A 15,955-nucleotide genomic window follows, 5' to 3' on the forward strand; every position below is an offset into this window, starting at 1 on the left:
GATCATTTAAATATGGATGCACTAAGTAAATTTTTTGATGATATTCACCTTAATAAGTCTGAATACATCTATTTAAAAGCGCAAGGAGAATGGGCTTTTAAAACACAAGATCAATCTGCTCTACTTGCTTATATTGTTTTAACTGGTTCAGTATATATACAACTTAATGCTTCAGAAAAAATAACTGCGACTGCTGGTGATATTATTTTAATTCCCTCTGGGAAAGCACATAGTGCGACTGACTCAAAATCAACAGCGAGTAAGTTGGTAGATTCTCTGGATATCACTTCGCTTTTTAACGGTCACAGACAAGACGCAATCGAGTTTGGTACTTCATCTCCGGATAATACATTATTGCTATGTTTACGCTGCCAAATCGATACTCATATGGCTGGACCACTCATTAATGCACTGCCGTCCATCATGCATATTCAGCATGAAAATCAAACCAATCCACCTGAATGGCTACAAATTGGACTCTATTTTCTAGCCATTGAAACTCAAAAAATTCGACCAGGCCATGACAAAATTATTGATCATTTAGTCAGTATTTTGCTCATTGAATGCATTCGTGATCATATTCAACAAATGACAGATCAACAAAACTGGTTAAGTGCCTTAACTCATCCTGAACTGAGCAATGCCCTATCTGCTATTCATAGTCGGCCTGAAGTCACATGGACAGTTGAATCTTTAGCTGAACAATGCTGTATGTCACGTTCTAAATTTGCAAATATATTTAACAGTATTATTGGTGAGCCACCCCTCACATATTTGCAGCATTATCGTTTTCGCTTGGCAAGTCAGTATTTACGCACAAGCAACTTATCAATTCAGCAAATTTCAAATAAGGTCGGCTACTCATCTGAAACAGCATTTAGTCAAGCATTCAAACGAATTTTTGATTTATCTCCTAAACAATATAGACAGCAATATATTGGACACAGCTTAGATTAACTGCCAATAAAAAAAGCGCCTCGGCGCTTTTTTTATTGAATCAAATTACTATTTAATTTTCGCATGTGATTTTAAATATTGACTGTAATCTTCTAATATTTGTTGACCACGCGATTGACGATAAAGTTGCTGTAACTGCTGTAACTGATCAGCAGGAATAGCATTCACAGCAGATGAATTTACATTTGAAACGGCAACAACAACCAGCTCATTTGGTAAATTCGCTGTTGAAACAGACCACATACCTGGCTTAGGTGTAGCTGCACTAAATGCTGCGCGCTCAATTTCACGCTTTAATCCTTGTGAACGACTAAATACGCCAGCTGATTCAAATACTACTTTATTTTTAGCAACAACTTGATCTGCTGGTTGAGTTTTAAATTCAGCCAACATTGTAGCAATTTTTGCTTGAACAGCTTTACGCGCTTTTTCATCGATAACTTTTGCTTTCGCTTCATTCATCGCTTGTGCTAAAGGTTTTACACCAGCAGCATGATAATCACGTACTTTAATCCATACCGTATCACCATTCGCTAACTGAATATTAGATGATGCATTACGGTCACCATTTTTCACGTCATCATTAAACAATTTAATTTTAACGTTTGGATCACTTAAATATGGATTTTGTGTAGCTAAAGTTACGCCATTGAATGATTCAACTTTTGTACCTTTTACTTCTTGTACAACAGCTTCTAAAGAATCATTACCAACAATAGTTTCATTTAAACTATTCACGGTATCTGAATAAACAGTCGCAACTTTATTCTTTTCAACCTCAGCAGTTAAACGCGCCTTCTCTGCTTCGAATGAAGGGATTTGATTAGCTTGAGTTTCTGCCTCAATAATATGATAACCATATTGAGTTTTTACTGGTTGAGAAATTTGTCCATTTTTTAAGCTTACTACAGTTTTATCAAATGCATCGGAAAAAACACCCGGTGCATATGCTTCAACTAAACCGCCTTTTGCTTTCGAACTTGGATCTTCAGAGAACTGAGATGCAGCTTGTGCAAATGTAAGACCGCCTTGAATTTTCACATATACTTCTTTAGCAAGTTTTTGAGCTGCTGCATCATCACGAGCATCTGTAGTAATTAAAATATGCTTCACCGTTCGTTTAGCATCTTTTTTCTGAGTTTCAACGAACTTGCTATATGCTTGCTGAAGTTCAGCTTCAGTTGCAGGAGCTGGTTTAGCCATCAGTGATGGAGACACAACAACATAATCCACGTCAACAGAAGCCTGTTGTTTAAATTCATTTTTGTGTTTGTTGTAATAATCTGTAGCTTCTTGATTAGATGCTGTTAAACCTGTTTTATAACCATCTAATTTAATACTAGCCAAATGTAATGTACGTTGTTCAGTTTGCAAATTTGCAATTTGCATTAAATCAACTTTACTTACTAAAGAGTAATCTGAAAAAGTTGAAGTTAGCATTTTTAAAGCATGATCTTGACGAAGGCTAGATATTAAGCCCTGACTTGTCATACCAATAGAACGTAAATAATTTTCATAGAGTTTTTGCGAAAATTGTCCATTCTCTTGCAAACTAGGCTGCTGAGCTAACATCTGCTCAATTTGAGTATCACTCAGTGAAATACCTAGTTTTTCAGCTTGTTGAATTAGTAAATTACGTGACACTAAAATATCGAGTGCTTTAGCCTGAATAACAGGCAAATTAAGTAAACTCTCATCACCTTTAACAGCAGCTAAATATTGTTCTTTGTAAGACTGAGTTAAAGTTTCAAGGTCTTTTTTAGATATTTCTTGGCCATTTACTGTCTTTGCAACATCAGCCTTGTTTCCCCCATTAAAATATCCTTCAATACCTACAAGTGCTAAAGGGGTCAAAAACAAAATTAGAAGGACTTTGCCGAGCCAACCCTTAATGACTGTACGAAACGATTCCATAAGTATTCCAATATTTTATTTCGAGGCGAATTTTAACTGAAAAACCACAATCAATGAATGAGCAATATTGGTCAATTCAGATTTTTAATAAAAAACGCGCCTATATTGGCGCGTTTAATCATCTTAAAAGATTAAGCTACTGAATCTTTAAGACCTTTACCAGCTTTGAAGCTAGGTACTTTTGTTGCTTTAATTTGAAGCTCTTCACCAGTTTTAGGGTTACGACCAGTACGTGCAGCACGTTCTTTAACACTGAAAGTACCAAAACCAACTAAAGTTACTGTGTCACCTTTTTTAAGTGCTTCAGTAATTGACGCAATTGTCGCATCGAGTGCCTTGCCTGCATCAGTCTTAGATACTCCCCCTTTTTCAGCAATTGCATCGATTAATTCTGATTTATTCATGAATAAAACATCCTCTTAATATCGTTTGTTTAAGGTCCAAGGCTATAGTTTAAAAGGCCATGACGCCTTTATAGCAATGCTTTGGGGGAAAACGCAATACTAGAGCAGGGCTTTTAGCGAAAATAAATGCTAAAAAACTGTTATATATTTGCTAAATCCCAACATTTTTTACTTTTTATTCAATTTTTCTTTCAACTGCTGGTTTTCTTCTATTAAAGCATCCACCTTAATATGAAGCTGTACCAAGAGCTGTTCAATGTGCTGTAAATCCTTCGGAGTCACCAATCCAATCCGGTTTAAAGAATGGTTAACACTGGTATCAAGAATTTTTTCTACTTTATCTTTTGTTTCAGATACAGATTCTTTTGCTTTTTCTGTGACCTTACCGACAGTAGTATCTGCTAATTCTCCTGTTTTAGATTCCAGTTCTTCACCTACCTTGACCAAAGAGTCAAATAGCTTATTACCTTCTTCTTCTGCGCGTGAAAAAGCCCCTAGCCCTGCTAACCAAATTTGCTTGGTATACTTTCTAAAATCCAAAGCCGACTTTCTTGAACCTCTTGATTTTAATTTGTTTTTTTCTTCTGAATCTTCTATCGAGGTATCTATATTTGCATTATCCATTGATCTAAGCTCCTAATCAGATGAGAGAGATGATGACTGATTTGACCACAAAATATTTCTATAATATCAAAGTAAAGACTTGATCCATTTACAAAACTGTTCTACAAAGCAATTAAGTCGTGTAAATATATTTAACAGGACATTTATTAAAGTTTGGGATAGGATGTCCCATTCTTCGGTTAACTGCTATTTGTAAGGATAAACTTTTATGAGTGAAACGCAACAAAGACAAAAACATCCCCGTCTGTTGCTGAATATTGTTCTAATTATTTTAGAAACTTTCTTTTCATTTATTCTCACCCACGATGGTGTTCTTCGCTTGCAAGCGAAAAAGTTTATTTCAAACAAAACAACTATTCGCATCAATAGCTACCTTCCTTTTTTTGACTTTTATGTTCAATTTACAGAAAAGGGTTTGTTGTTCGATATCCATTCTTTTGACCGACGTATTGATCTTGAAATCAATAGTACGCTTATCGACTTGATTAAGATTTTCGCTTTTTCAAACCAGCGTAGTCTTAAGAACATGCGTATTGATGGTGATGAAGAAACGAAAAAAGAGTTATTAGATTTAATTTCTCATCTTACTCTGCCTAAACTTTTAGCTGACTGGAAGCAATGGTTTAATACACCAGATGATGAAGCTGAAACTCTTGCTTCACGTAAACGAATTGCCCCATTGCTTGAAAAAATTGATCAACAACGTTCAGAAATTAATTCACTTCATGTAGAAATTAAACAATATCAAAATCGAATTACTCGCTTACAACAACGTCAACGCAACATTAACTTAGGCTTTGGTATAATTAGCCTGATATTTATTGTTTTTTTCATATATAATTTGTGGATAGCTTAAATTATTTTTCCATCCTGTTCCTGCACTTGAATTAAAAATAAAAAAACTTGACTATTTTAGTCGGGATTCATAAAATCCTATTATCTAGTCTTAACATGTGTATCGAATCATGCGCCTTACAACTCGCGGTCGCTACGCAGTGACTGCTCTACTTGATTTAGCTTTGCAGCCAACTGAACAAACGATCACGCTCGCCGAAATTGCCGCTCGTCAATCTATTTCAGTTGCTTACTTAGAGCAGTTATTCGCTAAACTTAAGCGTCATGGGTTAGTTTCTAGTGTCCGTGGTGCAAATGGTGGTTATCATTTGGCTCGAAACGCTGATGAAATTACTGTGTTAGAAATTATTGAAGCCGTAAATGAAACCGTTGATGCAACACGTTGCGACCACAAAGCTAACTGCCAAAATGGTGCAATGTGTCTTACTCACGATTTATGGCAAGAACTCTCTCATCATATTGCCGACTATTTAGCAAAAATCTCTCTTGCCGACCTCATTAGCCGAGACAACGTTCAAACTGTTGCATTACGCCAAAATGTGACTGGCACAGATTCAGCTCTTTTATCGGGTACAGGTATTTGATATGAAACGTCCAATTTATCTTGATTACGCAGCAACCACTCCAGTAGATCCGCAAGTTGCAGAACGTATGATGGAGTGTTTAACTTTCGACGGTACCTTTGGTAATGCTGCATCTCGTTCCCACGCTTATGGCTGGCAGGCAGAAGAAAAAGTTGAATATGCACGTGAGCAAGTCGCAAATTTAATTAAAGCCGATCCACGTGAAATCGTTTGGACTTCTGGTGCAACTGAATCAGATAACCTTGCACTTAAAGGCGTAGCTCAATTCTATGCATCTAAAGGCAAGCACATTATTACAAGTAAAATCGAACACAAAGCTGTTCTAGATCCTTGTCGTGAATTAGAAGAACAAGGTTTTGAAATTACTTATTTAGAACCAGAACCACAAACAGGTTTAATTACCCCTGAAATGGTAAAAGCTGCCCTTCGTCCTGATACTGTTCTTGTTTCTCTTATGATGGTAAACAACGAAATCGGTTCAGTTACAGATGTAGCAGCAATTGGTGAATTAACACGTGCCAATAAAACGTTCTTCCATGTAGATGCTGCTCAAGCTGCTGGTAAAGTCGAAATCGATTTATCTACCATGAAAATTGATCTTATGAGTTTCTCTGCTCATAAAATTTATGGTCCAAAAGGTATCGGTGCATTATATGTACGTCGTAGCCCACGTGTTCGTTTAAAAGCACAAATTCATGGCGGTGGTCATGAACGTGGTATGCGCTCTGGTACTTTAGCAACTCACCAAATTGTTGGTATGGGTGAAGCTTTTGAACTTGCTGGTAAAAGATTGCATGCAGAACAAGAACGCATTCGTAAACTACGTGACAAACTTTGGAATGGTTTACAAGGCCTTGAACAGGTTTTCTTAAACGGCCATCCAACTCAAAACGTTGCTAACTATTTAAACGTCAGCTTTAACTTTGTTGAAGGTGAATCTTTAATGATGGCACTTAAAGATGCTGCTGTATCAAGTGGTTCTGCTTGTACTTCTGCAACTTTAGAGCCTTCATACGTTCTTCGCGCATTAGGTTTATCTGATGAGCTAGCGCACAGCTCGATCCGCTTCAGTTTTGGTAAATACACAACTGAAGAAGACATTGATCATGTGCTTACAATTACCAAAGCCGCTGTTGAGAAATTACGTGAACTTTCTCCGCTTTGGGATATGTATAAAGAAGGTATCGATCTTTCTACAGTTGAATGGGCTGAACACTAATTCATTGAAATTAGTATTTTTACCCTCATATTAATATTAGGCTGACCCCGAGGTTTGGAGAAGCGACATGGCTTATAGCGAAAAGGTAATTGATCATTACGAAAACCCTCGTAATGTTGGTGTTTTAGATAAAAACTCTGAAAATGTTGGTACAGGTATGGTCGGTGCACCTGCGTGTGGTGACGTAATGCGTTTACAAATCCAAGTAAACGATAACGGTGTAATCGAAGAAGCACGTTTTAAAACTTATGGTTGTGGTTCTGCAATCGCATCAAGTTCTCTTGTAACCGAATGGTTAAAAGGCAAAACTCTTGATGAAGCTCAAACCATCAAGAATATTGATATTGCGACTGAGCTTGCACTTCCACCAGTAAAAGTTCACTGTTCTGTACTAGCTGAAGATGCGATTAAAGCTGCGATTGAAGATTACCGCACTAAAAAATCTAAAGCGTAATTTGTTACCATTGTAAACGTTGGAGTTTTCATGATTCATTTAACTGAAAATGCTGCGACTCATATTAGCAATTACCTTAAAAATCGAGGTAAGGGTGAAGGCATTCGCGTGGGTGTGAAAACTTCTGGTTGTTCTGGATTGGCCTATGTTCTTGAGTTTGTAGACTCTATTGATGAACATGACCAAGTTTTCGAACAATTTGGCGTTAAGGTGTTTGTAGATCCAAAAAGCTCCGTGTATTTAGAAGGCTTAGAAATGGACTACGTTAAAAATGGCCTTAATGAAGGGTTCGAATTTAACAATCCTAACAAAAAAGGTGAATGTGGCTGCGGTGAATCTTTCACTGTCTAAGCTTTCTCCTTTCATCTCTCATTAAAACAGTGTCTTTTTATAGCACTGTTTTAATGTATTTAATTAATGTGGACCTCATTTCCAATGAATCATTTTGAGTTGTTCAATTTACCCGTAGCACTCGATATCGATTTGGCGAGCTTAAAATCTAGTTTCTTGAATTTGCAGCAGCAGTATCATCCAGATAAAGCTGAAGATAAAGATCAGGGGTTGATCAAATCAAGTGAAATCAATCAAGCTTTTAAAACTTTGTCGCAAGTAGATAGCCGCGCTGCTTATCTATTGTCACTCAAAAAGCAAGATCACCACCTCGATCAATCCATTAGCGACTTTGAGTTCTTACAATCAGCTTTAGAAATTCGTGAACAACTTGATGAAGCAACTTCACAAGAGCATCTGACCACACTTAAACAAGAAGTGTTTCAATGGATGGATGGTCTAGTTCGCGAATTTAAGATTGATTACGCAGATGAGGACTGGGGCGAAGCTCGAGATACTGTACGTAAATTACGTTTCTTTCAGCGCGTTCTTAACGACATTGAAAAAGCAGAAGATCAAATGTTGGATGACGAAGACAACTTTGATTTAGACGACGATTTTTAATTTTGCTTTTTCCAAATTATATTCAAGGGATTTAACTCATGGCACTTTTGCAAATTGCTGAACCGGGTCAATCCAGTGCCCCACATCAACACCGCATTGCGATTGGTATCGACCTAGGAACAACACATTCTTTAGTTGCGACAGTGTTATCAGGCAAACCTAAAGTACTCAATGACGAAAAAGAAAGAAGACTCCTTCCTTCTATTGTGCACTATGGAAATGATGCAACTCACTATGGTGAAGAAGCAAAGCCTTTCCTTATTGCCGATCCTAAAAATACAATTGTTTCTGTAAAACGTTTTATGGGTCGTTCAAAAGCAGATATTAAATTTCAACACCCATATGAGTTAGTGGGTTCTGAAAATGAAATGCCAGCTTTTGAAACACGTGCGGGACGAAAAACACCAGTTGAAATTTCTGCTGAAATTTTAAAGCAATTAAAAGACCGTGCTGAAGCTAGCTTACAAAATCCAATAAATGGCGCAGTGATTACTGTTCCAGCCTATTTTGATGAAGCTCAGCGACAAGCAACACGTGATGCTGCCCAGCTTGCTGGCTTAAATGTATTACGTTTATTAAATGAGCCAACCGCCGCTGCTGTTGCTTATGGTTTAGACCAAGAAACTAATTTAGCTACAGATCATAACTATGTAATTTATGATTTAGGTGGTGGTACTTTCGACGTATCAATCTTGCGTTTCTCACAAGGTGTCTTTGAAGTATTAGCTACAGGTGGCCATACTGCTTTAGGTGGTGATGACTTAGATCGTCTCATTGTTAAATGGGCTAAAAAGCAGCTCAATATCGATACTCTTAACGATGAAACTTATGCAGTATTTATTGTTGCTGCTCGTCAAGCGAAAGAACAACTATCAACTCAAGAATCAGTTCAATTAAAACTACTTAAGAATGTACTAACACTTGATCGCCCAACTTTTGAAAGCATTATTCAAGTTGCTTTAGATAAAACAATCAGTGTTTGTAAACGTGTTTTACGTGATGCCAAACTTGAGTTAACTGATATTCAGAATGTTGTTTTAGTTGGTGGCTCTACCCGTTCGTATGCTGTTCAGCAAGCGGTTCGTAATGTATTTAATCAAGAACCACTTTGTACGATCAACCCTGATGAAGTAGTTGCAATTGGTGCTTCCATTACTGCAAACCAATTAATTGGAAACAGTCAAGACGGCTCATTACTTTTAGATGTCACTCCTCTTTCACTTGGCTTAGAAACCATGGGTGGATTAGTTGAGCGTCTTATTTCACGTAATACCGCTATTCCAGTCGCTCGTCGTCAAGAATTCACAACTTATCAAGATGGCCAAACTGCCATGCTTATTCATGTGGTTCAAGGTGAACGAGATTTGGTAGAACATTGTCGTTCATTAGGAAGATTTGTCCTTCATGGCATTCCTCCAATGACTGCTGGTCAAGCACGAATTGAGGTTACCTTTCAAGTAGATGCTGATGGTTTACTAACAGTTTCTGCTCGTGAAACAACTTCAGGTGTACAGGCTCAAATTGATATTAAGCCATCTTATGGCCTATCGGAATCTGATACTGAACGCTTATTAATTGAAGGTTTCCAGCACGCAGAAGAAGATAAAAATCTGCGTCATTTAAAAGAAACCAAAGTTGAAGCCCAACGTGAGCTTGAAGCTTTAGAACAAGCTCTCAAAGTTGATGCTGATTTGCTCAATGATGAACAGCTTGAAGCACTTAAAACTGCTGAAAACTTGCTTAAAGTACAACTTGAAGGCAATGATATTCAAGCAATTGAAAAAGCTGTAGAACAACTTAAAGTACATAGTGATGCTTTTGCCGCACTACGTATGAATCGACATATTGACCACGCCTTAAAAGGTACAACACTTGAAGATTGGTCAAATTCAAACTAAAGGTATAGGTGATCAATATGCCCCGTATTAAAGTACTTCCTCATGCTCAGATCTGCCCTGAAGGCGCAGAATTTGAAGTCGAACAAAATGCAAATCTTTGTCAAAGTTTGCTTGATCGAGGAATTAAAATTGAACACGCTTGTGACATGTCGTGTGCTTGTACAACTTGTCATGTAGTCGTTCGCAAGGGCTTTGACAGTCTAGAAGAAATGGATGACGTTGAAGCAGATCTTTTAGATCGGGCTTGGGGTCTTGAACCAGATTCTCGTCTCTCTTGCCAAGTGAAGATTGTTGATGAAGATTTAGAAATTGAGATTCCTAAATATACAATCAATCACGCTTCCGAAAATCATTAAAATAAAAAAGCTGCTTTAAAAGCAGCTTTTTTTTACTTCACGTTTTTAAACTTGATCTTGTTGATCAATTTCAACTGGCTTCACTTCATCTTCAAGCCTTAACCGTGCAATGCCTTGAGTATTAATTAAAGTTTGTTGAACTTTAAGTCGTTGAACCATTTTCTCGAGTACTTCTACTAATTCTGGATATTCATAATTTTGTACTTCTTCTAAATTAAGTACTAAATGAAAGCCTTTATACTCATAGTCAAACCATTGTTGATGATCTGACTTATTCCCCGTGTACTTCTCCATCACCTGCCATGTCTTTACTGCACCTTGAATACCTTTTAAGTAAATTGGCGTTTTGGGAGCACAAAGAAAATCACTTTTGATTATTTGATAAGTATCATCTGAAATTAAGATTTCATCTATTTCAGCAGCATATTGTAAACGAGCTGCCAAATTCACATCACGGCCTACAATGGTATAAGCCATACGATGCGTTGCCCCATAATTTCCTACGTGGCAGTAACCGGTACTAATTCCCATACGAATGTGTAAGGCTGAATAGCCCATTTTTTTCCATCGTTCGCGTAACAATTTCATTTGCTGACGCATAGCGATTGCCATTTCTACACAGGCTTTGGCATCTTGCTCTACACCCTGAGAATTTGGATCACCAAAAAATATGAGGATGGCATCTCCCATAAATTTATCGACAGTGGCTTCATACTGCTTCGCAATTTCCGTCATATGGCTTAAATAATCATTAAGCAAAAAAGCCAAATCATCAGGAATTAATGTTTCTGATAACTCTGTAAAGCCCTGAATATCAGAAAAAAATACAGTCATTTTTTTTCGCTTATATTCAATTTTTGCTTCCGCTTCACCACGCATAATAGACTGCCAGAGCTGTAGCGGTGCATAACGACTTAACTGATTAGCAAAAGCAATATAGCGCGTCATTTGATCATAGTAATGTTGGCGCTGTTGACTGATTTTTTTAACCCAACGATGTTGGTAATAATTTCCAATGGTGATAAACATGACCAAACCCAAGAGTGTAATTACTGTTAACTCTTGGCTAGTCGGTTCAAAATATGTATAAAAACCAAATAGGAAAAAAGTACTTAAATAAAAAATAATCGCGCCTAGCAAACTAGTCAAACAAATGACTGCGAAAGAAATACGACTATTAATTGCAGAATAAAATAATGCAAAAAGTGCAATAAATGTAGGCACCAAATTAAGATGCAAACCTGCTAAGGTAACCGCTACAACAATTGCATCAATTGCAAAAAAAACACTTTTTTGTGTTTTCTTATCAAATTGGTATTGAAGCCAGTGCTCTAACTTTGAGCTAATAAAAAGTAAAAATAGGAAGAAAGGTGGAACGTAGATCTGATAATTTGTATTAGGTGAGGTAAAAGCATAGATCACTAAAATTAAGGACAGAATTGAATATCCCATCAAGCGATGAAAATATGCAAACTGCTTAGGCTCTCTATCGATAAACCTCTCTAATTGCACCCTATCCTCCATACCTCAATGTAGCCACATTCATATAAATGTGGCATTGCATTGATTTAATCCATGCGCCAATCAAAAGGCATATCACCTTGACCACGTAAAGCAAGCATAAGGGTTTGACGCATGTGAGCCAGTACATCATTTGTGTATGGAACAGCAGGTGTGCCCCAAACTGGCTTAGGCCATGCAACATCATTTTGATAACGCACGACATGATGGAAATGCAACTGAGGCACGATGTTACCTAGAGCTGCAACATTCATTTTATCAGCACGGAATACTCGAGATAGCTGGCTAGACAACCAACTTGATTCACGTAAAAACTGCTCTTGATCAGCTTGGCTCAATTCATATAATTCTGTGATTCCCGGCACACGAGGGATTAAAATCAGCCACGGGAATTGCATATCATTCATTAAACGACATGTTGAAAGCGGGAAATCGCCTACAAAAAAAGTATCTTGAGCAAGTTGTGGATGCAAACTAAACATATCTTTTATAAATGACAATAAACAATAATGGCTAATACTATCACATCAGTTTTGATGTGAGTATTGGTAGTGTCTGGTTTGATTACAAATAACAATGATTTTATGCACTTATTCCTCCTATGGTCCAAGAAATCGTGCATAAAACCATGCTATCAACTTACATAAAATTCACACGCAGTAAAAAATGCTTCAAAACATCATTTATACATGTATTTCAGTTAATAATTTCGCTAACAAATCGTTAATGAACTGGATACGTTTTTCATGTTCTTCAAGCTGAACCATAACCTTCAAACGCTGCCCACCATCCATGCGGTAATAGGTCGGATTTTTTTGCATTAACTGAATAATGCTGATGGCTTGAACTGGAGTATCCGGTGAAAACTCAATATTACCGCCTTGTGTATTGATATCAATTTTCGTAATACCCAACTGCTCTGCTTTCAACCTAATCTGATGAACACTAAATAAGTGTTTTACAGATTGTGGTGGAACACCAAAACGGTCAATTAACTCCATACGAATATTGTCGAGTTTTTCTTGTGTATCTGTATTACTAATACGCTTATAAAACAACAAACGCTGATGAACATCGCCTAAATACTCATCTGGAATAAGCGCTGGAATATGTAAATTGATTTCCGCAGTTAATGACAAAGGTGCATCAAAATTCGGGGTTTTACCTTGCTGAATTGCCTTAGTGGCTTTCTCCAGCATTTCCATATACAGACTATATCCAATTGCCTGCATTGAACCACTTTGTTGCTCGCCTAAAAGCTCACCTGCACCGCGAATTTCTAAATCTTCTGTAGCTAGCATAAAACCAGCACCCAAAGTTGAAGCACGCTGGATTGCATCTAAACGCTTTTCTGCATCACCTTTTAAATGTTTAATAGAAGGAACCAGTAAATAAGCATAAGCTTGGTGGTGTGAGCGTCCCACACGCCCTCGTAATTGATGTAATTGAGCTAAACCAAGTTTGTCGGCCCTTTCTATCAAAATTGTGTTGGCATTTGGGACATCGATTCCAGTTTCAATAATGGTTGAGCATACCAATACATTAAATTCTTTGTGATAGAACTGCTGCATGACTTGTTCGAGCTCTCGTTCTCTCATTTGCCCATGAGCTACTGCCACACGAGCTTCAGGCACAAGAACACGGATGTTTTCAGCAGCTCGTTCAATCGTATCGACTTCATTATGTAAGAAGTATACTTGGCCACCACGTAGCAATTCACGCAAGATCGCTTCTTTAATAGAAGCTTCCGTATGTTCCTGTACAAATGTTTTAACCGCTAAACGACGGGCTGGTGGTGTAGCAATGATAGATAGATCACGCATTCCCGAAAATGCCATATTTAAAGTTCGTGGAATTGGTGTTGCGGTAAGCGTCAACATATCTACATCTGCACGTAATGCCTTGATCCGCTCTTTATCACGCACACCAAATCGATGTTCTTCATCGACCACCATTAGACCCAAGTCTTTAAATTGCACATTTTCTTGTAAAAGTTTATGTGTTCCCACCACAATATCTACTTTACCAGCAATTAAATCTTCAATATTTTTTGTATGGGCTTTATTTGAGCCAAAGCGTGACAACACTTCTATACGCACAGGCCAATCAGCAAAACGATCTTTAAAAGACTCATAATGTTGTTGTGCAAGTAAAGTTGTAGGGACTAAAACAGCAACTTGCTTACCGTTTTGCACAGCAACAAACGCGGCTCGCATTGCTACTTCAGTTTTACCGAAACCAACATCACCACAAACAAGTCGATCCATAGGCCTAGCTTGTTGCATATCGTGAAGCGTGGCTTCAATAGCATTCGCCTGATCGAGTGTTTCTTCGTAAGCAAATCCACTGGCAAATTGCATATAAAGTGATTGATCAAGTTCAAAACCAAAACCAGGTTTTGACTGACGACGTGCTTGTATATGTAATAATTCGGCTGCAACATCATGAATTTGTTCTAAAGCTTTGCGTTTAGCTTTACTCCACGCATCACTTCCAATTTTATGAAGTGGAGCTAAATCTGGGTCTCCACCACTATAACGACTAATAAGATGCAAATTAGTCACAGGCACATAAACTTTTGCCCCTTCAGCATAATTTAGTTGCAAGAATTCATAATCTTGCCCTTCAATTGCTAAAGTAACTAATCCTGCATAACGCCCTACACCATGATCAATATGGACAACAGGAGCATCTATACTTAATTCAGTCAAACTGCGAATTAAGAACTCTTCTGAAACTTCTTGCTGACGTTTACGACGACGCTGAACTACCCGATGTTCATATAACTGATTTTCTGAAATAACCGACAATCGGTCTGTTAAAAGTAAACCACGGTCTAGCGGTGCATTTGTAATAGCAATCGCAAACTGACTTGTCTGAAATTGCTCAAAACTATCTACGCCTGGGATATCTCCTAAACTAGCACGTAAACCATCTCTTAAGCTTTCACGTCGACCTGCACTTTCTGCAACCAACAAGACCGGATGATTTGCTTCATCAATATATTTTTTGACTACAGCGAATGGTTTTTCTTTTTTTGGATCAACTGGTAACTTGGGTGGCTGCTCTACCTTAAGATTTAACGCGCCAGCTTTTTCTTCAACTATTTCGGCGCTCACCAACATACGCGGAAACTGATTTAAAGCACTGAGCAGATGATTTGGAGCAATAAATAATTCTTCAGGAGGAAGAATTGGCTGATCTACGTTATGACGTCTGTCTTCATAACGACGAAAAACTTCTTTCCAAAAATTTGTTAAATCACTGTCTACATCACTTGTTGTAATTACAATGCAATTCTTTGGGAAGTACGTTGCAAGTGTACTTTGCGATTGCATTTGTGCTTTATCAAAAAATAATGGTAAATAAAACTCAATTCCTGGTGAAGCAATTCCCTCTAGGACATCTTGATAAATCGGGTTTTTCTTAGGGTTAGCCGTAGGGAAAAGTTCAGAATACCGATCTCTAAAAATTGAACGGGCTTCTTTTAGTGGAAATTCTTTTGCTGGTAAGACTGTAAAACTTTTTAAAGGCTTCGTTGTTCTTTGCGTTTCTGGATCAAAGAATTTTAATGTATCAATTTCATCATCAAACAGATCAATACGAATAGGCGCTTCTTGGCCTGACGCAAAAATATCCATAATACTGCCACGTACAGCAAACTCACCATGATCATAAACAGTGTCTACCAAATGATAACCGGCTTGTACTAAACGTAACTTTTGCTGTTCTAAATCGAATTTCTGTCCAACGTGAATATCAAAATGTTCGCCCAAAACCCATGAATACGGTGCAACTCTTTGAGCTAAAGTACTTGCTGAAATGAGCAATACACCCTTCTGAGGCATATTAGATAAAATTGCGAGACGTTCTGAAACAATATCTTGATGAGGTGACAAACGATCATACGGCAAGATTTCCCAATCAGGAAAAATTGTCGGTTTTATGCCATAAAACTCAAGTTCACTTTCTAATTGAGCAACATGTTGGTTATTTCTAGCGACCACAACAAGTAAAGATGGATGCTGAACAGCAATTTCTTTAAATAATAATGCAGCAGATGAACCTAATAACGACCCCACCCAACGCTTTTCACCGGCTTTGAGCTGTTGTAAATTCAATTGAGAGATTTCTTGTTGAAACATGTATATGGCTTTTATCAGCTAAGAAGATATGAGCCTAATAGTAGCATGATGTTTTTAGTGAAATGAGTTA

Annotated in this window: 15 protein-coding genes; 9 read left to right on the forward strand and 6 right to left on the reverse strand. The window is 37.6% G+C overall.

The window, feature by feature from the left end; all coding sequences use genetic code 11:
• The first annotated feature begins 12 nt into the window (after positions 1-12).
• Positions 13-957, forward strand: a complete 945-nt coding sequence (locus tag F936_RS10945; RefSeq protein WP_016801999.1) for a cupin domain-containing protein — start codon at positions 13-15, stop codon at positions 955-957.
• A gap of 48 nt (positions 958-1,005) precedes the next feature.
• Here the strand turns inward: F936_RS10945 and F936_RS10950 are convergent, their stop codons facing one another.
• The 3 genes from F936_RS10950 to F936_RS10960 all read right to left on the reverse strand — a co-directional run bounded on the left by F936_RS10950 (position 1,006) and on the right by F936_RS10960 (position 3,899).
• Positions 1,006-2,871, reverse strand: a complete 1,866-nt coding sequence (locus F936_RS10950; RefSeq protein WP_005047408.1) for a SurA N-terminal domain-containing protein — start codon at positions 2,869-2,871, stop codon at positions 1,006-1,008.
• A 131-nt stretch (positions 2,872-3,002) separates the two neighbouring features.
• Positions 3,003-3,275: an HU family DNA-binding protein gene (locus F936_RS10955; RefSeq protein WP_001043034.1), complete on the reverse strand. Its 273-nt coding sequence runs from the start codon at positions 3,273-3,275 to the stop codon at positions 3,003-3,005.
• Between the two features lie 168 nt (positions 3,276-3,443).
• Positions 3,444-3,899: a phasin family protein gene (locus F936_RS10960; protein ID WP_005047410.1), complete on the reverse strand. Its 456-nt coding sequence runs from the start codon at positions 3,897-3,899 to the stop codon at positions 3,444-3,446.
• Between the two features lie 208 nt (positions 3,900-4,107).
• Here F936_RS10960 and F936_RS10965 point away from each other — a divergent pair, with 208 nt between their 5' ends.
• From F936_RS10965 to fdx, 8 genes are all read left to right on the forward strand, one after another.
• Complete coding sequence (locus F936_RS10965; protein ID WP_005047411.1) at positions 4,108-4,755, forward strand: hypothetical protein; 648 nt, start codon at positions 4,108-4,110, stop codon at positions 4,753-4,755.
• A 109-nt stretch (positions 4,756-4,864) separates the two neighbouring features.
• Complete coding sequence (locus F936_RS10970; RefSeq protein ID WP_003651563.1) at positions 4,865-5,338, forward strand: Rrf2 family transcriptional regulator; 474 nt, start codon at positions 4,865-4,867, stop codon at positions 5,336-5,338.
• A 1-nt stretch (position 5,339) separates the two neighbouring features.
• Entirely contained in the window at positions 5,340-6,557 is a 1,218-nt protein-coding gene (locus F936_RS10975) for an IscS subfamily cysteine desulfurase (RefSeq protein WP_003651562.1), read from the forward strand.
• A 67-nt stretch (positions 6,558-6,624) separates the two neighbouring features.
• Positions 6,625-7,011, forward strand: a complete 387-nt coding sequence (gene iscU, locus F936_RS10980; RefSeq protein WP_003651560.1) for a Fe-S cluster assembly scaffold IscU — start codon at positions 6,625-6,627, stop codon at positions 7,009-7,011.
• A gap of 30 nt (positions 7,012-7,041) precedes the next feature.
• Complete coding sequence (gene iscA / locus F936_RS10985; protein WP_003651558.1) at positions 7,042-7,362, forward strand: iron-sulfur cluster assembly protein IscA; 321 nt, start codon at positions 7,042-7,044, stop codon at positions 7,360-7,362.
• Between the two features lie 84 nt (positions 7,363-7,446).
• On the forward strand, positions 7,447-7,965 hold the full coding sequence (gene hscB, locus F936_RS10990; RefSeq protein ID WP_005047412.1) for a Fe-S protein assembly co-chaperone HscB: 519 nt from the start codon (positions 7,447-7,449) through the stop codon (positions 7,963-7,965).
• Positions 7,966-8,003: 38 nt separating this feature from the next.
• Positions 8,004-9,863 carry a Fe-S protein assembly chaperone HscA gene (gene hscA, locus F936_RS10995; protein WP_005047414.1) on the forward strand — a complete coding sequence of 620 codons (1,860 nt, stop codon included), beginning with the start codon at positions 8,004-8,006 and terminating at the stop codon, positions 9,861-9,863.
• A gap of 17 nt (positions 9,864-9,880) precedes the next feature.
• Positions 9,881-10,219: an ISC system 2Fe-2S type ferredoxin gene (fdx, locus tag F936_RS11000; protein WP_003651552.1), complete on the forward strand. Its 339-nt coding sequence runs from the start codon at positions 9,881-9,883 to the stop codon at positions 10,217-10,219.
• Between the two features lie 45 nt (positions 10,220-10,264).
• Here the strand turns inward: fdx and F936_RS11005 are convergent, their stop codons facing one another.
• From F936_RS11005 to mfd, 3 genes are all read right to left on the reverse strand, one after another.
• Entirely contained in the window at positions 10,265-11,731 is a 1,467-nt protein-coding gene (locus F936_RS11005) for an adenylate/guanylate cyclase domain-containing protein (protein ID WP_004642669.1), read from the reverse strand.
• A gap of 56 nt (positions 11,732-11,787) precedes the next feature.
• Positions 11,788-12,222: an HIT domain-containing protein gene (locus F936_RS11010; protein ID WP_003651547.1), complete on the reverse strand. Its 435-nt coding sequence runs from the start codon at positions 12,220-12,222 to the stop codon at positions 11,788-11,790.
• Between the two features lie 201 nt (positions 12,223-12,423).
• On the reverse strand, positions 12,424-15,885 hold the full coding sequence (mfd, locus tag F936_RS11015) for a transcription-repair coupling factor (protein WP_005047415.1): 3,462 nt from the start codon (positions 15,883-15,885) through the stop codon (positions 12,424-12,426).
• Between the last annotated feature and the right edge of the window lie 70 nt (positions 15,886-15,955).

The organism is Acinetobacter calcoaceticus DSM 30006 = CIP 81.8 (assembly GCF_000368965.1).
Classification (GTDB): Bacteria; Pseudomonadota; Gammaproteobacteria; order Pseudomonadales; family Moraxellaceae; genus Acinetobacter; species Acinetobacter calcoaceticus.